General features: G+C 77.1%; 15 protein-coding genes and 1 pseudogene. 8 read left to right on the forward strand and 8 right to left on the reverse strand.

Annotation, left to right across the window (positions count from 1 at the left end; translation table 11 throughout):
* Positions 1-399: pseudogene (locus tag V9U69_RS14990) on the forward strand (hypothetical protein); the annotation flags it as partial.
* Between the two features lie 19 nt (positions 400-418).
* On the opposite strand, the gene V9U69_RS14995 reads toward V9U69_RS14990, so the two are convergent.
* On the reverse strand, positions 419-661 hold the full coding sequence (locus V9U69_RS14995) for a hypothetical protein (protein WP_337062656.1): 243 nt from the start codon (positions 659-661) through the stop codon (positions 419-421).
* Between the two features lie 213 nt (positions 662-874).
* Positions 875-2944, reverse strand: coding sequence for a beta-galactosidase (locus V9U69_RS15000; protein ID WP_337062657.1), 2070 nt, complete (start codon positions 2942-2944; stop codon positions 875-877).
* A 229-nt stretch (positions 2945-3173) separates the two neighbouring features.
* Between V9U69_RS15000 and V9U69_RS15005 the strand changes: the two genes are divergently transcribed.
* Positions 3174-4166 carry a LacI family DNA-binding transcriptional regulator gene (locus V9U69_RS15005; protein WP_337062658.1) on the forward strand — a complete coding sequence of 331 codons (993 nt, stop codon included), beginning with the start codon at positions 3174-3176 and terminating at the stop codon, positions 4164-4166.
* 107 nt (positions 4167-4273) lie between these two features.
* Positions 4274-5344 (forward strand): NAD(P)-dependent alcohol dehydrogenase, encoded by a 1071-nt coding sequence (locus V9U69_RS15010; protein ID WP_337062659.1) that lies wholly within the window; start codon positions 4274-4276, stop codon positions 5342-5344.
* A 66-nt stretch (positions 5345-5410) separates the two neighbouring features.
* Here the strand turns inward: V9U69_RS15010 and V9U69_RS15015 are convergent, their stop codons facing one another.
* Positions 5411-6658 (reverse strand): globin domain-containing protein, encoded by a 1248-nt coding sequence (locus V9U69_RS15015; protein ID WP_337062660.1) that lies wholly within the window; start codon positions 6656-6658, stop codon positions 5411-5413.
* Between the two features lie 253 nt (positions 6659-6911).
* Between V9U69_RS15015 and V9U69_RS15020 the strand changes: the two genes are divergently transcribed.
* Together V9U69_RS15020 and dxs are read left to right on the forward strand one after the other, a co-directional pair.
* On the forward strand, positions 6912-7706 hold the full coding sequence (locus V9U69_RS15020) for a ferritin-like domain-containing protein (protein ID WP_337062661.1): 795 nt from the start codon (positions 6912-6914) through the stop codon (positions 7704-7706).
* A gap of 314 nt (positions 7707-8020) precedes the next feature.
* A complete protein-coding gene (gene dxs, locus V9U69_RS15025; RefSeq protein WP_337062662.1) occupies positions 8021-9940 on the forward strand; it encodes a 1-deoxy-D-xylulose-5-phosphate synthase in 1920 nt (639 codons plus the stop codon).
* 84 nt (positions 9941-10024) lie between these two features.
* Here the strand turns inward: dxs and V9U69_RS15030 are convergent, their stop codons facing one another.
* The 5 genes from V9U69_RS15030 to V9U69_RS15050 all read right to left on the reverse strand — a co-directional run bounded on the left by V9U69_RS15030 (position 10025) and on the right by V9U69_RS15050 (position 14457).
* Entirely contained in the window at positions 10025-10900 is an 876-nt protein-coding gene (locus V9U69_RS15030; RefSeq protein ID WP_337062663.1) for a hypothetical protein, read from the reverse strand.
* Positions 10901-11064: 164 nt separating this feature from the next.
* The gene (locus V9U69_RS15035; protein WP_337062664.1) at positions 11065-11541 is read right to left on the reverse strand and encodes an ATP-binding protein; all 477 of its coding nucleotides are present in this window, start codon (positions 11539-11541) and stop codon (positions 11065-11067) included.
* Positions 11542-11667: 126 nt separating this feature from the next.
* A complete protein-coding gene (locus tag V9U69_RS15040) occupies positions 11668-12999 on the reverse strand; it encodes a ribonuclease D (RefSeq protein WP_337062665.1) in 1332 nt (443 codons plus the stop codon).
* A gap of 101 nt (positions 13000-13100) precedes the next feature.
* Positions 13101-13703 carry a response regulator transcription factor gene (locus V9U69_RS15045; protein WP_337062666.1) on the reverse strand — a complete coding sequence of 201 codons (603 nt, stop codon included), beginning with the start codon at positions 13701-13703 and terminating at the stop codon, positions 13101-13103.
* A gap of 124 nt (positions 13704-13827) precedes the next feature.
* Positions 13828-14457, reverse strand: coding sequence for a DUF3000 domain-containing protein (locus V9U69_RS15050; protein WP_337062667.1), 630 nt, complete (start codon positions 14455-14457; stop codon positions 13828-13830).
* A 64-nt stretch (positions 14458-14521) separates the two neighbouring features.
* Here V9U69_RS15050 and hemE point away from each other — a divergent pair, with 64 nt between their 5' ends.
* From hemE to hemQ, 3 genes are all read left to right on the forward strand, one after another.
* On the forward strand, positions 14522-15682 hold the full coding sequence (gene hemE, locus V9U69_RS15055; protein ID WP_337062668.1) for a uroporphyrinogen decarboxylase: 1161 nt from the start codon (positions 14522-14524) through the stop codon (positions 15680-15682).
* Entirely contained in the window at positions 15679-17085 is a 1407-nt protein-coding gene (hemG, locus tag V9U69_RS15060; RefSeq protein ID WP_337062669.1) for a protoporphyrinogen oxidase, read from the forward strand. The genes hemE and hemG overlap by 4 nt, the downstream gene beginning before the upstream one ends.
* Positions 17086-17163: 78 nt before the next feature.
* On the forward strand, positions 17164-17892 hold the full coding sequence (gene hemQ, locus V9U69_RS15065) for a hydrogen peroxide-dependent heme synthase (RefSeq protein WP_337062670.1): 729 nt from the start codon (positions 17164-17166) through the stop codon (positions 17890-17892).
* The last annotated feature ends 75 nt before the right edge of the window (positions 17893-17967 follow it).

The following is a 17967-nucleotide window of genomic DNA, read 5'->3' on the forward strand; positions in this document are numbered from 1 at the left end:
GCTGCCCGCGAAGAGGCCGAACGCGCTGCCCGCGAAGAGGCTAGTGCGCCGGTCCCGGCGGAGGCCGGTGCGCGAGAGGGCGAGCCGGAACCCGCCGCCGCGCTGGAACTGCCGCCCGGCCTCGGTTCCGCGGCCGACGCGGAATCCGTCGTCGCCGGTTTCACCGCCGGGTTGAGCGGCCACCCCAACGTCGACCAGACGCCGGCGCAGGCGGTGGACGCCGCCGTCGCCCTGGCGTACGGGCGCCTCGGCGTGAAGGCGGCCGACACCGAGGTGCTCGACGCGGCGATGGACGTGCTGGGGTTCCGCCGCCGCGGGGTGAAGGTCCAGCGGGCGTTCAAGGACGCCGTGCAGCGCGCCAAGAAGCGGATGCGCGGCGCCGGCGTGCGCATCCAGTAGCGGGCGACGCCGGCGGCGTCTACCCCTCCACGGGCTGCGTCGCGCCCTCGCGCAGGTCCAGCACCGAAGCCAGTTCCACCGGCGCCCCGTCCTCCTCCTGCCCCGTGCGCAGCCACACGGCCCCGTCCTCGACGGCCAGCGGCGTGCCGGTGACGCTGGTGCCGTCGGACAGCCGCACCGTCAGGCGCACGGGTTCCTCCGGGTGCACGCGCTGGTCCTCCGCGGCGTCCCGCAACTGCTGCACGATGCGCGGTTCGATCACGACGGCCTCCTGACGGACGACGACCCCTCCACCGGCCCCGGCGTTCTCCCCGGGCGCCGCGCCCCCTGCTGGACGGCACCTCCCAGGGTGCGCCGCGCCGGGGCCGGGCGGAAGGGGGCGGCGTGTCGCGCGACGGATGTTCACCCGCCGGACACCCGGCGCGCCTGCACGGCGGCGCCGCACCGTGCTGACGCACCGGGGTGGGGGGACCGGTCAGGCCGGCAGCGCCTGCACCGACCAGCCCTCGCGCCCGGCGGTGCGCAGCACGGCGGCCCCGGACGCCTCCACGCGCAGCCCCCGCTCGGCGCTCACGGACGTCAGCAGGTCCGTGCCCGGTCCGGTCACCCGCACGGGCAGCTCCGAGTGGTTCAGCACGAACAGGTGCTCGCCGTTCGCGCTGCGCCGCCGGACCACCTCGACCCGCTCCGGCACGGCCCCGTCCAGGACCGGCCGCGCACCGGCCTGCTCGCACAGCGAGGTGGTCCAGCGCCGCAGGGACTCCTCCTCCAGGAACGTGGAGACGTAGTGGGCCGTGCCCGCGCCGACCCGGTGGCGGGTGGCCGCCGCCTCACCGGCCAGGTCCCCGGCCGCACCGGCGGGGGAGTACGTGGCGACGACCTCCGCTCCCTCGGGCGAGACCAGCTCGCTCCACACCCGCCCGCTCAGCGGTTCACCGCCGTCGAGCGACAGCAGCACCCGCTCACCGTCGGCCAGCGGGTGCAGCTCCTCCACGCGCACGCCCAGCAGGTCCCGCAGGCGGCCCGGGTAACCGCCGGGCACGACGTGCAGGTGCTCGTCGGCGTACCCGGTGAACGGCCACACCGCCAGGTGCCCGCCGGAGCGCACGTGCTCCTCGAAACCGCGCACGGCCGCCTCGTCCACGGCGAACAGGCTGGGCACGAGCACCAGCCGGTAGCGGGACAGGTCCGCGCCCGGGGCGACGAAGTCGACGGCGAACCCCGTCTGCCACAGCGCGCGGTGCGCGCCGCGCACGGCCGCGGAGTAGTCCAGCCGGTCGCTGGGCAGCTGGGCCGTCTCGGTGGCCCACCACCCCTCGGCGTGCCAGACGATCGCCACGTCCGCCTCCACGAGCGGCCCCCGCGCCGGCGGCTCGGCCACCTCGGCCAGGGACGCCAGGGCGGCGCCGAGCCGCTCGAAGCCGCGGAAGGAGCGCGAGTCCTCCCCGGCGTGGGGGACGATGCCGCCGTGCCACGCCTCCGCGCCGGCGGCCGGGGCGCGCCACTGGAAGAACAGCGCCCCCTGCGAACCGCGGGCCACGTACGACAGCGAGTTGCGCAGCACCCGCTCGGGGGACTTGTGGGCGCGACGGCCGGGGACGGTGGAGCTGGTGGAGCTCTGCTCCATCAGCAGCCACGGCTCCCCTCCGCCGAAGGAGCGGGTCAGGTCCGCTCCGTACGCGGCGTGCGCCTCGCCGTCCGGGCCGACGGTGTCCAGGTAGTGGTCCACCGAGACCACGTCCAGCTCCGCCGACCAGCTCCACTGCTCCAGGTGGTTCCAGGTCGGCAGCATGAAGTTCGTCGTCACCGGGGCGGTCGAACCGGCCGCGCGGATCACGTCGCGCTGCTCGCGCAGCGCGTCGAGCATCTCGTCGGAGCTGAAGCGCCGGAAGTCCAGCGCGTGCGTGGGGTTGGGGATGTACTGCGTCGCCCGCGGCGGCAGCACGTCCTCCCACGAGGAGTACCGCTGCGACCAGAACGCCGTGTACCAGGCGCGGTTCAGCTCCTCCAGCGTCCCGTGGCGCCGCTGCAGCCAGCGGCGGAACGCGGCCGCGGCGTGCTCGCCGAAGTCCAGCGTCCCGTACTCGTTGTGCACGTGCCACGCCAGCAGGGCGGGGTGGTTCCCGTACCGCTCGGCGAGGCGCTGCGCGATCGCGCGGGCGGCGGAGCGGTAGGCGGGGGCGCTGACGGCGTACGTGTCGCGGCTGCCGTGGCTCAGGCGCACGCCGTCGGGCCCGACCGGCATCGCGTCGGGGTGGGCGCGGGTGAACCACGGCGGCGGGGACGCCGTGGGCGTCGCGAGCACGACGCCGATCCCCCCGGCGTGCAGGGTCTCGAACACCCGGTCCATCCAGTCGAACTCGTACTCGCCCTCCTGCGGCTCCAGCTCCGCCCAGGAGAACACCCCGATCGTCGCGGCGTTCACCCCCGCGCGGCGCATGAGCTCGACGTCGCGCACCCACACCTCCGGCGGCCACTGCTCGGGGTTGTAGTCGCCGCCGAAGAGGAGGCGCGAGGTGCTGAAGCGGCGGGCGCGGGAGGGCAAGGAGGTTCTCCTGAGAGGGCAGGTGAAGCGCTTCGATTTCTTTGTGGAGAAGGAGCCTCGACCCCCGCCGCCGCCGTGTCAAGAGAATCGCGCTGCGCCAAGGGGCCAGTCCCGTTCCTCTCGACCCTTGTCGTGGTCGTGGCGGTGACCGTAAGTTTTCCGGAGAAGCGCTTCGACGGCGTGGGCCGATCCCGGACCCACTGCTCCGGGGTGGACGGGAGGAGCACCGGTGGCCACGATCGCCGACGTCGCGCAGGTCGCCGGCGTGTCCGCCAGCACGGTCTCGTACGTCCTCAGCGGCAAGCGGGCCATCTCCGCCGCCACCCGGGCCCGCGTGGAGGAGGCCGTCTCCCGGCTCGGCTACCGCCCCCACGCCGGGGCCCGGGCGCTGGCCTCCAGCCGCACCGGTGTCATCGCGCTCGTCGTCCCGCTGCACGACGCCGTCGACGTCGGCGTCGTCATGCAGTTCGTGCGGGGCGTCGTCACGACCGCCCGCGCCCACGAGCACGACGTCCTGCTGCTGACCCAGGAGGAGACCGCCGGGCTGGAGCGGGTCACCTCCGCCTCGCTCGTCGACGGGCTCGTCGTGCTGGACATCGGCGTGGACGACCCGCGCGTGGGCGTCCTCGCCCGTCTCGGCCGGCCCACCGTCCTGGTCGGCATCCCCCGCGACCCGCACGGCCTGCCGTGCGTGGACTTCGACTTCGCCGGTGCCGCTCGCACGGCCGTCGCGCACCTGGCCGCGCTCGGGCACCGCCGCGTCGGCCTCGTCGGGGCCACCCCCTCCTCGGTGCGCCGCGGTGCCGGGTACGCCGACCGGCTGTGCGAGGGGTTCCTCGCCGGCGCCGCCGACGCGGGGGTCGCCACCGCCACGGCCCCCTGCGCCGCCACGGCCGAGGGAGCCCGCGCCTGCCTGGCCGAGCTGCGCGCGCGACTGCCCGCACCGACCGCGCTGCTCGTGCACAACGAGGCCGCGCTGCCGCACCTGCTGGGGGCGCTGGCCGCCGAGGGCGCGCGCGTCCCCGCGGACCTGTCGGTCGTGAGCATCGGCGCGCCCGGAGCGGGGGAACGGGCGCTGACCGGCCTGGAGGTCCCCGCCCTCGACATCGGCCGTTCCGCCGTGGAGGCGCTGCTGGAGCGGATCGACGCACCCCGCGCCGGCGAGACCCGGCTGCTGTCCTCACCCCTGGTGGACCGCGGCAGCACCGCCCCGCCGCGCTGAGACCCCTGCCGCGCCGGGCCTCCTGCCGCCTCGGACCTCCCGGCGCGCCCCGCTCCCACCCCGCGTGGTCCACTGGCCGCCCACCCCGCGTCCCCCCGGAGGAGACCGTGAGCACCACCGTCAGCGCCTACGCCGCACCGTCCGCCACCGAGCCGCTCGCGCCCACCACGATCGAGCGCCGCGACGTCGGCCCGCAGGACGTGCGCATCGAGATTCGCTACGCCGGGATCTGCCACTCCGACATCCACACCGCCCGCGGCGAGTGGGGCCCGGCGAACTGGCCGATCGTCGTCGGCCACGAGATCGCCGGCGTCGTCGCGGAGGTCGGCTCCGAGGTCACGAAGCACGCCGTCGGCGACCGCGTCGGCGTCGGCTGCATGGTCGGTTCCTGCCGCGAGTGCGAGGCGTGCCGCGACGGCGAGGAGCAGTACTGCACCGGCAACGGCGAGATCGCCGGCATGGTCGGCACCTACGGCGGGACCGACCCCGCCGACGGCCGCCCCACCGCCGGCGGCTACTCCCAGCAGATCGTCGTCGACGAGCACTTCGTGCTGCGCATCCCCGACGCCCTCGAGCTCGACGTGGCGGCCCCGCTGCTGTGCGCGGGCATCACCACCTACTCGCCGCTGAACCACTGGGGCGCCGGCCCCGGCACGAAGGTCGCCGTCGTCGGCCTCGGCGGGCTCGGCCACATGGCCGTGCAGATCGCCGCCGCCAAGGGCTGCGAGGTCACCGTGCTGTCGCAGTCCCTGAAGAAGCAGGAGGACGGGCTGCGCCTGGGCGCGAGCGCCTACCACGCCACCAGCGACCCCGACACGTTCGAGCGGCTGCGCGGGTCCTTCGACCTCGTCGTCAACACCGTCTCGGCGAACCTCGACCTCGACGCCTACATGGGCCTGCTCAAGCGCAACGGCACCCTCGTCGAGGTCGGTGCGCCCGAGAACCCCATGTCGGTGCGGGCGTTCTCCCTCATCCCCGCCCGCCGCAGCCTGGCCGGTTCCAACATCGGCGGCATCGCCGAGACCCAGGAGATGCTGGACTTCTGCGCCGAGCACGGCATCGGCGCGCAGGTGGAGGTCATCAGCGCCGAGCAGGTCAACGAGGCGTGGGAGCGCGTCGTCGCCTCCGACGTGCGCTACCGGTTCGTCATCGACACCGCGACGCTGCCGGCCGTCTGAGGCCGTCGCCGGGGGAGCGGCCCGCACCGGGAGCACCCGCCCCCGGTGCGGGCCCCCGCGCGGGACCTAACCCGCGGCGGCGGCCGACGCACCGGGGGCGGCCTCACCGGCCAGGTCCGCCGCCCACAGGTCGGGGCCGAACACCTCGTACTGCACGTCGCGCGGGGCGACGCCCCGCGCCAGCAGCGCCCCGCGCACCGCCCGCATGAACGGCAGCGGCCCGCACAGGTAGTACAGGGCGTCCTCGGGCAGGTCCACGTCCGCCAGGTCCATGAACCCGCGGAACACCCCGTCCACCGGCAACCCCTCGCCGCCGCCCTCCTCGAACCACACGTGCGCGGAGGCGTTCGGCAGCGCCGCCACGTCCCCCAGCACCTGCCGGCGCAGCGCGAACGCGTCCTCGCGCGCGTCGGCGTGCAGCAGCAGCACCCGCAGGCCCGAGCCGGCGGCGGCCAGGTGCGAGAGCATCCCCGCCATCGGGGTGATCCCGATGCCGGCGCTGGCGAACACCACCGGGCGCCCGGAGTCGTCCAGGACCACGTCGCCGAACGGCAGCGACATCGTCAGCTCGTCACCGACCTGCACCGAGTCGCACAGCGCGTTCGAGACCTCGCCGTCCGGCTTGCCCCCGCCGTGCACGCGCTTGACGGAGAACTGCCGGTGCCGGCCGTCGTCGGCGCGGGTCAGGCTGTACTGGCGCGGCTGGCGCACCCCGTCGGGCATCGGCACCTGCACGGTCACGTACTGCCCGGGCAGCGACGTCTTCACCAGGCGGTCGTCCGCGCGCTCGACCACGAACGTCACCACGTCGTCGGTCTCGCGGACCTTCTCCACCACGCGCCAGTTCCGCCACACCGTGTCCGGGCGCACGCCGCGAGCGCTGTACAGGCCGCGCTCGGTGTGGATCAGCGCGTACGCCATCAGCCAGTACACCTCGTCCCACGCCGCGGCCACCTCCGGCGTGACCGCCTCGCCCAGGACGTCGCCGATCGCCCAGAACAGGTGCTCGTGCACGACGTCGTACTGCTCGGGCCGGATGCCCAGCGAGGCGTGCTTGTGCGCGATGCGGGACAGCAGCTGCTCGGGCAGCTGCTCGGGCGTGCGCAGCAGGGCGCTGGCGAAGACCGCCACCGAGCCGGCCAGGGCCACCTGCTGGCTGCCCTGCGCCTGGTTGCCGCGGTTGAACGTGCCGTCGAACAGCTCCGGGTGGGCGGCGAACATGTGCTGGTAGAAGCGCTGCGCGATCTGCTCGATGTTGTCGGCGACCACCGGAAGGGTGGCCTCCAGCACGGGGTGGGATCGGTCCGAGAGCACGCTGGTCCTCCTGCGGTGGCGACGACGGCACCGGTGCGAGGACCGGCGCCGCTCCACTGACCCGGATCACCGTAGTGCGGCGGGAGGCGGCCGGGTACCCGGTGCGCGGCGCCCGGCGGCGACCGCGCGGGGCCGCGCCGCCCCCTCGCCGGGCGCTCGCCCCCGCGCACCGCTGCGTGCAGGTGCAGCCCCGGCGAACGCGTGCGAGGTTGGCGCCTGAGCACCGGAGCAACCGACGACGGAGGAGCGCACGATGTTCGAACGCCTCAAGACCCCCGAGCAGATCTTCAGCTACAAGCTGGGGGCGGCGCTGACCATGGAGAAGGACACCCTGACGATGCTGGGGCGCCTGGAGGAGGCCGCCCGCCGCGAGGAGCTCAAGGCGCTGCTGCGCGAGCACGCCGAGGAGACCCGCCGGCAGGTCCAGGTCATCGAGCAGTGCTTCGCCCTGCTGGGCGAGGAGGTCGACGACTCCCCGTGCCCGGTGACCAAGGCGCTGGCGGCCGAGGCCGAGACCACCCTGAAGAAGACCGACGACTCCCTCGTGGACGCGGTGATCCTCGCCGGCGCCCTGGAGACCGAGCACCACGAGCAGGCCGTCTACGAGACGCTGGTCCTGCACGCGCGCGCCCGCGGCGCCGGGCACGTCGCGAAGCTCCTCGAGGCCAACCTGGAGGAGGAGCGCGCCGCCGGGTCCAGGGTGAAGGCGATGGCGGAGCGGATCGCCGTCACCGGGGTCGCCACCGAGGAGAACGCGGGCATGGGCGCCGGCGCCAAGGCGGGTCTGGCCGCCGGGGCTGCCGCCGCGGTCGCCGGTGCCGCCGCCGCGGCGTCGAAGGTGGCCGAGCGCAAGGCCACGTCCGAGGCGCACGAGGCGGCGGAGGAGTCGCTGCGCACGCAGCCGGCCACCGGCACCACCGTCCCGGTCGTCGAGCCGGTCGTCGAGCCCGCCCCGGCACCGGTGGCCGGGCAGCTGGGCGACGACGCGCTGGAGGAGCGCATCGCCGCGGACGAGGCCCGCGAGGGGCGGCCCGCCCCCGGCGTCTGACGCCACCGGCCGGTCCGGCCGCCGGGAGCGGCCGGACCGGCGCCTCGCTTCCACCCTCGAACGCGTGTTCGAGGAGGGGTGCGGGGTGAGCGCGGCGGGTCCCGGGGCGGTCCGCCGTCCCGCGGCTGCGGAGACCCGTCCGCGGAGAGGACGTGCGCGTTCCGTGGTGGTGCGCCGACCGGGGGTGGTCGACCGCGCTGACGTCGCCCCCGGCTCCTACACTCGCCCGGACGACCCCACCGGACGGCACCGCACGCCACCGGGCGGCCGCCGACCGCACCACCACCGCACGCGCGTACAGGAGGCCACCCCGCATGGGGCTGCTCGAGAACATCACGGGGCCGGAGGACCTCAAGAACCTGCCCCCGGAGCAGCTGCCGCAGCTGGCCGCCGAGGTGCGCGACTTCCTCGTCGCCGCCGTCAGCCGCACCGGCGGGCACCTGGGGCCCAACCTCGGCGTGGTGGAGCTCACCATCGCCCTGCACCGGGTCTTCGACTCCCCGCGCGACCGCCTGGTCCTCGACACCGGCCACCAGAGCTACGTGCACAAGCTGCTCACCGGCCGGCAGGACTTCTCGCACCTGCGCGAGGCCGGCGGGCTGTCCGGGTACCCCTCGCGCGCCGAGAGCGAGCACGACCTGGTGGAGAACTCGCACGCCTCCACGTCCCTGTCGTGGGCCGACGGCCTGGCGAAGGCCTTCGAGCTGCGCGGTGAGCGCGACCGCCGGGTCGTGGCCGTCATCGGCGACGGCGCCCTCACCGGCGGCATGGCCTGGGAGGCGCTGAACAACATCGCCGCCGCCGAGCGCCCGGTGATCATCGTCGTCAACGACAACGAGCGCTCCTACGCGCCCACCATCGGCGGCCTGGCCTCGCACCTGGCGACCCTGCGCACCACCCGCGAGTACGAGAAGCTGCTGGACTGGGGCAAGCAGTCCCTCAAGCGCGGCGGCGCCCCCGGCCGGCTCGCCTACGAGACCCTGCACGGGATGAAGAAGGGCATCAAGGACATCGTCGCCCCGCAGGGGCTGTTCGAGGACCTGGGCCTGAAGTACGTCGGCCCCGTCGACGGCCACGACGTGGAGGCCGTCGAGCACGCCCTGCGCCGCGCCCGCTCCTACGGCGGGCCCGTCATCGTCCACGCCCTCACCCAGAAGGGCCGCGGCTACAAGCCCGCCCTCGACGACAGCGCCGACCACTTCCACGCCGTCGGCGTCATCGACCCCGAGACCGGCGAGGCGCAGGCCAGCTCCGGCTCGTCGTGGACCAGCGTCTTCGCCGACGAGATGGTCGCCCTCGCCGCCGTGCGCGAGGACCTCGTGGGCATCACCGCCGCGATGCGCCTGCCCGTGGGTCTGGAGCCGTTCGCGCGCGCCCACCCCGAGCGCGTCTTCGACGTCGGCATCGCCGAGCAGCACGCCGTCACCTCCGCCGCGGGGATGGCCGCCGGCGGCCTGCACCCCGTGGTGGCCGTCTACGCCACCTTCCTCAACCGCGCCTTCGACCAGGTGCTCCTGGACGTCGCCCTGCACCGCGCCGGGGTCACGTTCGTCCTGGACCGCGCAGGCGTCACCGGACCCGACGGCGCCAGCCACCACGGCGCCTGGGACATGGGCCTGTGCCGCCTGGTGCCCGGGCTGCGGCTGGCCGCCCCCCGCGACGCCACCACGCTGCGCGAGGAGCTGCGCGAGGCCGTCGCCGTCGAGGACGCCCCCACCGTGGTGCGCTTCAGCAAGGGCAAGGTGCCCGCGGACCTGCCGGCGATCGCCCGCACCGGCTGCGTGGACGTCCTGGAGGGCCCGCGGTGGGCGGACGGCGACGAGGTGCTGCTCGTCGCGGTGGGCTCGCTGGTGCCGCGCGCCCTGGACGTCGCCGCGCGGCTGCGCGCCCACGGCGTCGGCGTCACCGTCGTCGACCCCCGCTGGGTCGTGCCCGTCCCCGAGGCGCTGGTGGAGCTGGCCGGCACCCACCAGCACGTCGCGGTCCTGGAGGACGGCGGCGAGGTCGGCGGCCTCGGGTGGGCGCTCACCCGGGAGCTGAACGACCGCCCGGTGCCCACGCCCGTGCTCACCTTCGCCCTGCCGCAGCGCTTCCTCGACCACGGCACGCGCGAGGCGATCCTCGACGAGGTGGGGCTGGCGCCGCAGGCCGTGGCCCGCACCATCGTGGAGTCGGTGGCCCGCAGCGCCCCCGCCGACGCCCACGCCCCCTCCGCGCCGGGCCGCACGGCCTGACGCGGCCCGTGGACGGCCGGGGGAGCGCCCCGGCCGGTCCAGGTCCACGCGGCGGCGGTCACGGTCCGGCGGCCGCCGCGACCCTCACAGCCGCAGCGCGGAACGCGCCAGGGCGCCGGTGTCCGCGCCGTGCTCCCCGCGCACGTCCGGGGCGGTCGGCGCCGGCGCCACCTCCTCGCGCGTGACCAGCACGGGCCGGCGCAGGCCCCGGTCCGCCGGGTCCGTCACCGCCCACGCCGCCACCACGAAGGCGGGGTCCACGCGGGCCAGGTCGAACCAGCCGCGCGTGCGCTCCGGCACCGCGACGGCGCGCAGCACCCCGCCCGCGGCGACCAGGTGCGCGCGCAGGCTCGCCGCCGCCAGCAGCGTCGGCACGTCGCACCCGCCCACCGGGCGCAGCACCCCGCCGTCGCGGCCACCCTCGTCGCGGTGCAGCCGGTGCGCCGCCAGCGCCCCCATCGCCTCCAGGTGCTCGCGCTGCGCCGCGGTGAGCTCCGCGGCCGCACCGGTGGCGCGCGCCGAGACCGCCGGCACCGGCAGCGTGCGCTCGCACCCCGCGTGCGCGACCACGACGCCGGGCCCGAGGTCCAGCGCGCCGCCGAGCACCGCGGTCGACCCCCACCCGGTGCCCGGGTGCCGGTCCGCACCGCGCGGCACGGCCAGCGCGACGCGGCGCGCCGTGCGCCGGTGCAGCTCCCGGTGGGCCAGCAGCAGCTGCCGCACCCGCAGCCGGGCCGCGCCCGGCGTGGTGTCCCGGGCCCCACCGGTGAGGGCCCCGGCGGGCGCAGGACCCGCGGTGGCGGCGACGTCCGCCCACGCCAGGGGGGTGCATCCGGGCAGGTGCACGCCGTCGTCGTCGGGGTCCACGTCCAGGTCGTCGAGCACGCTCGCGGCGAGCACGCAGCGGCGCAGGAACGCCCGGACGAGTGGCGGCTGTCCGTGGTTCACCCCGTGGCTCACCGTGGCGACCGTAGGCGACGGCGGTCCCCGCGCCGCGTCACGACCGGCGCCGTTGCGCCGAACGGGTCACGCGGCGCCTCCCGGCGGGTGGCCGCGCTGACGCTGCGCGCCCGGTGGGTGGCGGTCCGCCGACGGTGCCCGGCCCGTGCGCCCGGCCCGTGCGCTCAGCCGGGCGCCAGGTGGAACCAGACCGTCTTGCCGCCCGGAGCTCCCGGCAGCGGATCGTCCTCGTCCGGCTGCGGCCAGCCGACGACGGCGTCCGCGCCGCCTTCCACCTCACCGTCCACCCCGCCGGAGGCGGCCGCGGGCGGCTGGCTGCGGTAGACGCCCCACGTCGTGGACAGCGCGTCCACCAGGGCGATCCCGCGCCCCTCGGTCGCACCGGGCAACTGGGTGCGCAGCGCCGGCACCCGCCTCTCCCCGTCGGAGATGCCCACGACGATGCCCTCCTCGTCGTGGGTCAGCGTCAGCACCACCGGGCCGCGGGCGTGCTCGAGCGCGTTGGAGACCAGCTCGCTCGTCAGCAGCTCCGCGATCCAGCGCCGCGCCTGCGGCAGGTGCTCGTCGGGGCACCGCTCGCACACCCAGTGCCGCGCCATCGCTGCCGCGGACAGCTGCTCGCCCAGCGCGAGGCGTTCCACAGCCCACCTCCACCCCGCCGACACCGGCGCGTCGTCGTCACCGAGCCCCCCAGGTTTCCGCAGGCACGGGGCCCCGGCAAGACGAACGTGTCCACCCCCCGGGACGGCCCGTCCACGGGGGAGGGGTCAAGCCTCGCGGCGAACGTCGTCGGTGGCCTCGGCCGCGGCCTCGACGGCCTCCGGCACCCGGGCCTCGGCCAGCGCCGTGGCCAGCGCCTGCGCGACCAGCTCCACCTGCCACGGGCGCGCCCCGCGCTCGCGCAGGGCCCGGGCGACGCCGTCGGCGTCCAGCGGCCGGGGCGGCTGCCACGCCAGGCGCCGCAGCGCGTCCGGCTGCAGCAGGTTCTCCACCGGCACCGCGCGCCGGTCGGCGATGGTGGTGACGGCCGCGCGCGCGGCGGCGAGCCGGGCCGCGGCCTCGGGGTGCCTGGCGGCCCACGCGCGCGGCGGCGGGGGGCCGTCGCCGCGCACCGCCTGCTGGGGCAGCTCGGCGTCCGGCAGCGCCAGCCCGTGCGCCACCGCGCTCGCCCACAGCTCCAGCCGGGTGCGGGAGGCGCGGCCGGTGAACCCGGCCGTGGCGGCCAGGGCCTGCGGGCTGCGCGGCAGCGCACGGGCCGCGGCGACGATCGCGGAGTCCGGCAGCAGCCGGCCCGGGGAGGTGTCGCGGCGGCGGGCCTCCGCGTCGCGGGCCAGCCACAGCTCGCGCACCACCGCCAGCTGCCGGCGCGAGCGCACCGCGTGCAGGCCCGAGACCCGGCGCCAGGGCTCCGCCGGCGGCACCGGCAGCGGCGCCGCGACGATCGCGGCGAACTCCTGCCGCGCCCACTCCAGCTTGCCCTGCGCCGCGAGCCGCTCGGCGAGCGCGTCGCGCACCTCGACGAGGACCTCCACGTCCAGGGCCGCGTACGTCAGCCAGGGCTCCGGCAGCGGGCGGGTGGACCAGTCCACCGCCGAGTGCTCCTTCGCCAGGCGCAGGCCCAGCAGCTCCTCCACGACGGCGCCCAGCCCCACCCGGGGCAGGCCGGCCAGCCGCGAACCCAGCTCGGTGTCGAACAGGGTGGTGGGACGCATCCCCACCTCCGCCAGGCACGGCAGGTCCTGGGTGGCGGCGTGCAGCACCCACTCCACGCCCGAGAGCACCTCGCCCAGGGCGGACAGGTCCGGCAGCGCGGCGGGGTCGATCAGCGCGGTGCCCGCGCCGGCGCGGCGCACCTGCACGAGGAACGCGCGCTGCCCGTAGCGGTAGCCGGAGGCCCGTTCGGCGTCCACGGCCACCGGGCCGGTGCCGGCCGCCATCGCCGCGACCACGCGCTCCAGGCCCGCCTCGTCGGTCACGACGGGCGGCAGGCCCTGCGCGGGGGCGTCCAGCAGCGGCAGCTCGACGGCGGGGGCGTCCGGTGCGGTGCCCGGGGCCTCCGCCGGCGGCTGAGCGTCTCGCTGTCCCCTCCCGACCGGCACGGTCCCCACCGTACGTGCCGCGACCGGCCGCGGGCCCGGTGGGGCACCGCGGCCGGGTGCGCCTCAGCCGCTGCGGGGCCTCCGGCCCCGCAGCGGGCGCCTCACTGGATGACGCCGGCCCGCAGGGTGATGGCGACCATCTCGGCCCGGTCGCCCGTGCCGAGCTTGCGCGCGATGCGCGCCAGGTGGCTCTTGACCGTCAGCGCCGACAGGCCCAGCGCCGCACCGGTGTCCTTGTTCGAGCGGCCGTCGGCGACGTGCTGCAGCACCTCGACCTCGCGCTCGGACAGGCTGTCCACGCCCGACTCGCCGGTGCGGGCCTCGAGGCCGGCGCCCTCCGGGCGGGTGGTCACCAGGTAGCAGCGCACCCCGGCGGCCACCGCACCGCGCACCGCGAACGGGTCCGCGTTGCTGGAGAGCACCACGCAGCGGTTCCAGCCCGCCGCGCGCAGCTCCGAGACGAGCTGGGCGCCGGAGCCGTCCGGCAGGCCGGCGTCGGCGATGAACAGCGCCCGCGGGCCGCTGCGGGCCATCGCGCGGGCCTGGGCGACGCTGCCGGCGTGCTCGACGTTGACCGCGCCGAGCATGCGCAGCGTCCGGGTCACGGACTCCCGCACGACGGGGTCGGCGACGGCCACCAGCGCGGCGAAGCGGCCGAGTCGTGACGGGACGGCCATCCCGGGGCGTTCGACGAGCGCAGTCACCGTCGTCCTCCTGCAGGAACTGGGCGACCGCCTCCTGCGGCACGCCTCACTGGGGAGGTGATCGGCCTGCGGGCCGGTGGACTTGACAGCCCCGGCCCCGCCGATCGCGGCGGGACCGGCCGGCTCAGCGCCGCGGCAGCGGCGTGACGCCCTCCGGCACCGGCGGCAGCCCCGCCACCGTGCACAGCAGCAGCGCCCAGGCGCCCAGGTGGGCGGCCACGTCGAAGGGGGGCCCGTCCCCGCCGGCGGGACCACCGCCCGGGGCGTCGTCGGGCAGCGGCGTCCACGAGGCCCGCAGCTCCACGTCCACCGACGGCGGCCGGTCCGCCAGCGCCCCGTAGCCCTCGGAGAGGACCCGGGTGACCGTGCCGCCGACGCCGCCCGCTCGCGCCCCGTGCCCGCGCAGCCCCTCCTCCAGCCAGCTCCAGCCGACCTGGCCCAGCATCGGGTCCGCCCCCACCTCCGCCTCCAGGTCGGCGCGCGCGTACGTGACGACGCGGAACGTGCCGTCCCACTCCGGCGGCGCCGACGGGTCGTGCAGCAGGATGAACCGGCCCGTGGCCAGCTCCTCGCCGCCGGCCGCCACGTCACCCGCCAGCGCCACGGCGTACGGGGCGATCCGCGCGGGCGCGGGTACCTCCGTCAGCGTCACCTCCGGCCGCACCCGGGCCGCGCGCAGGGCCCGCACGGCGCGGTCGAAGACGTCGGGCACCGTGCCGTCACGGGTCGCGCCGGGCACTCGGGAGAGCGTCACGCCTGGGGAGACTAGGGACGCGGGGCCCCGCGGCGGGCGCGGCGCGCCGTGCGACGATCGGGCCGTGCCTGGACCCGCCGACGCCACCACCGCTCCCGCGCCCGACGCCACCGCCCGCACCACCCCCGCTGCCGGGGACCCGCTGGCCGGTGCCCCGTACCTGCGGGTGGCGCGCGGCGACGTCGCCCGGGGGGCGCGTCCGGAGCGCGTCCCGGTGTGGTTCATGCGCCAGGCCGGCCGCTCGCTGCCGGAGTACCGGGCGGTGCGCGAGGGCACCACGATGCTGCAGTCCTGCCGGCGCCCCGAGCTCGTCGCCGAGATCACCCTGCAACCCGTGCGCCGCTACGGCGTCGACGCGGCGATCTTCTACTCCGACATCGTGGTGCCGCTGGAGGCCGCCGGCGTCGGCGTGGAGATCGTCCCCGGCACCGGGCCCGTCATCGCCGAGCCGGTGCGCACCCGCGCCGACCTGGACCGCGTGCCCGAGCTGGACCCCGACCGGCTGCAGCACGTCACCGACGCCGTGCGCCTGAGCGTCGAGCAGCTGCGCGCCACCGGCACCCCCCTCATCGGCTTCGCCGGCGCCCCGTTCACCCTCGCCAGCTACCTCGTCGAGGGCGGTCCCTCCCGCGACCTGCTGCGCACCAAGGCCCTCATCCACGCCGACCCGCAGCTGTGGCACGACCTCGCCGCCCGCCTGGCCCGCATCACCGGCGCGTTCCTGCGCGCGCAGGTCCTCGCCGGCGCCTCCGCGGTGCAGCTGTTCGACTCCTGGGTGGGCTCGCTGTCCCTGGCCGACTACGAGCGCCACGTCGCGCCCCACTCCGCCGCCGCGCTGCGCGCCGTCGCGGACCTGGGGGTGCCGCGCACCCACTTCGGCACCGGCAGCGGCGAGCTGCTGGGCGCCATGGCCGCCGTCGACGGCGGCGTCGACGTCCTCGGCGTCGACTTCCGCGTCCCGCTGGACGAGGGGGCCGCGCGCGGGCGCGCCGGTGCCGGCCGTCCCGTCGCCGTGCAGGGCAACCTCGACCCCGCCCTGCTGTTCGCGCCCTGGGACGTGCTGCGCGGCGAGGTGCGCCGCGTGCTGGCAGCGGGCGAGCGCGCCGGTGCCGGGCACGTCTTCAACCTCGGCCACGGCGTGCCGCCCACCGCGGACCCGGCGGTGCTGCAGCGCGTGGTCGACGAGGTGCACGCCTGGCGCGGCGGCGAGGACGAACGGGCGTGAGCGCCCCCGCCGGCGCCCGGCCCCGCGTCGTCGTCGTCGGCGGCGGGATCAGCGGCCTGGCCGCCGCCCACCGCCTCGCCGCGCGCGGCGCCGACGTGCAGGTCCTCGAGGCGTCGCCCCGCACCGGCGGCGTCCTGCAGCGCGCCGAGGTCGCCGGCGTCGTCGTCGACCTCGGCGCCGAGTCCGTGCTCGCCCGCCGCCCCGAGGCCGTCGCGCTGATCCGCGCCGCCGGCCTCGGAGACGACCTCGTCCACCCGGCCACCGCCGCCGCCGCCGTGCGCTCGCACGGCGCCCTGCACCGTCTGCCCGCCGGCACCGTCATGGGCGTGCCCGGCTCCGCCGACCAGGTCGCCGGCCTGCTCGACGCCGCCGCCGTGGAGCGGGTGCGCGCCGAGGAGGACCTGCCCGCCGAACCGCTGGAGCACGACGTCCCCGTCGCCGAGCACGTCGCCGCCCGTGTCGGGCGCGAGGTCGTCGACCGCCTCGTCGAGCCCCTCCTCGGCGGCGTCTACGCCGGCCACGCCGACCGCCTCTCCCTGCGGGCCACCGTCCCCGCCCTGTGGGAGAGCGCCCGCCGCGGCGGCTCCCTGCTGGCCGCCGTGCGCGCCGCCGCCGCGGCCCGTCCCGCTGACGCCGGGCCCGTCTTCGCCGGGATCGCCGGGGGAGTGGCTCGCCTGCCCGAGGCGCTCACGGTGCGGCTGCGCGCCGCCGGCGCCGAGGTGCGCACCGGCAGCCCCGTCACCGCCCTGACGCGCGAGGCGACCGGCGGCTGGCGCGTGAGCACCCTCGACGGCACCCGCACCGCCGACGCCGTCGTGCTCGCCGTGCCCGCCCCCGCCGCCGCCGCCCTGCTGCGCGAGGCCGTGCCCGCCGCCGCGGCCGAGCTGGCCGCCGTGGAGACCGCCGGCATGGTCATCGCGGCGCTCGCCGTCCCCGCCGCCGAGCTGCGGGGGCTCACCGGCTCCGGGGTGCTCGTGCCGCCGGTGGAGGCGGCGGCCGCGGGACTGCGGGTGAAGGCGCTGACCCTGTCGGCGAACAAGTGGGACTGGGTGGCCGCCCAGCGCCCGGACGTGCGGGTGCTGCGCGTCTCGCTCGGCCGCGCCGGGGAGCGCGAGGCGCTGGACGCCGACGACGCCGACGTGCTGCGCTGGGCCACCTCCGACGCCTCGGCGCTGCTGGGGCGCGAGCTGCACCCGGTGGGCTCGGCGGTGGTGCGCTGGGTCGGCGGGCTGCCGCAGTACGCCGTGGGGCACGTCGAGCGGGTCGAGCGGGTGCGCGCCGCGGTCGCCGCCGCCGGCGGGCTCGCGCTGGCCGGGGCCGTCCTGGACGGGGTGGGCGTGCCCGCGTGCGTGGCCGCCGCCACCCGCGCCGCCGACGAGGTGCTGCCCGCCCCGGCGGGGTGATCGAGGAGGCGGGGCGGGGTGACGACCCTCACCCCGCCCCGCGCCGGCCGCGCGCACCGCCGGGTGGACGATGGGGGCATGAGCCAGGAGACCCCGAACGCCGCGGCGCCCACCGCCGCGCGCACCAGCGCCGAGGAGATCAACAACACCATCGCCTACGCGATGTGGTCGGTGTTCGCGGTGCGCGACACCCTCGGCGACGCGGACCGCGCCGAGCTGACCGGCGAGGTGCAGGCGCTGCTGGACGAGCTCACCGGCAAGGGCCTGACCGTGCGCGGCCTCTACGACGTCGCCGGCCTGCGCGCCGACGCCGACCTCATGGTCTGGTGGTACGCCGACACCGTCGAGCTCGTGCAGGAGGCGTACCGCCGGCTGCGCGCCACCCGCCTGGGCCGCCACCTCACCCCCGTGTGGTCGGTCGTCGCGCTGCACCGGCCCGCGGAGTTCAACCGCGGCCACATCCCCGCCTTCATGGCCGGTGAGGAGCCGCGCGGCTACCTGTGCGTGTACCCGTTCGTGCGCTCCTACGACTGGTACCTGCTCCCCGAGGAGGAGCGGCGCACCATGCTGCGCGACCACGGCCTGGCCGCCCGCTCCTACGGCGACGTGCGGGCCAACACCGTCTCCGCGTTCGCGCTGGGCGACTACGAGTGGGTGCTGGCGTTCGAGGCCGACGAGCTGCACCGCATCGTGGACCTCATGCGCGAGCTGCGGAACACCGAGGCGCGTCGCCACGTGCGCGAGGAGGTGCCCTTCTACACCGGCACCCGGACGCCGCTGGCCGAGCTCGTGGCCGCCCTGCCCTGACGGGCCGCCCCGGCGCCCACCGGACGCGGGGGGGGGGGGGGGGGGGGGGGGGGGGGGGGGGGGGGGGGGGGGGGG

Origin of the sequence: Kineococcus sp. G2, assembly GCF_037154035.1 — a bacterium.
Taxonomy (GTDB): Bacteria; Actinomycetota; Actinomycetes; order Actinomycetales; family Kineococcaceae; genus Kineococcus.

Excerpts from the sequence above, each read along its gene's own strand:
- V9U69_RS15020 (WP_337062661.1), top strand. The coding sequence starts at position 6,912 with ATGTTCGAACGCCTCAAGACCCCCGAGCAGATCTTCAGCTACAAGCTG.
- dxs (WP_337062662.1), top strand. The coding sequence starts at position 8,021 with ATGGGGCTGCTCGAGAACATCACGGGGCCGGAGGACCTCAAGAACCTG.
- hemQ (WP_337062670.1), top strand. The coding sequence starts at position 17,164 with ATGAGCCAGGAGACCCCGAACGCCGCGGCGCCCACCGCCGCGCGCACC.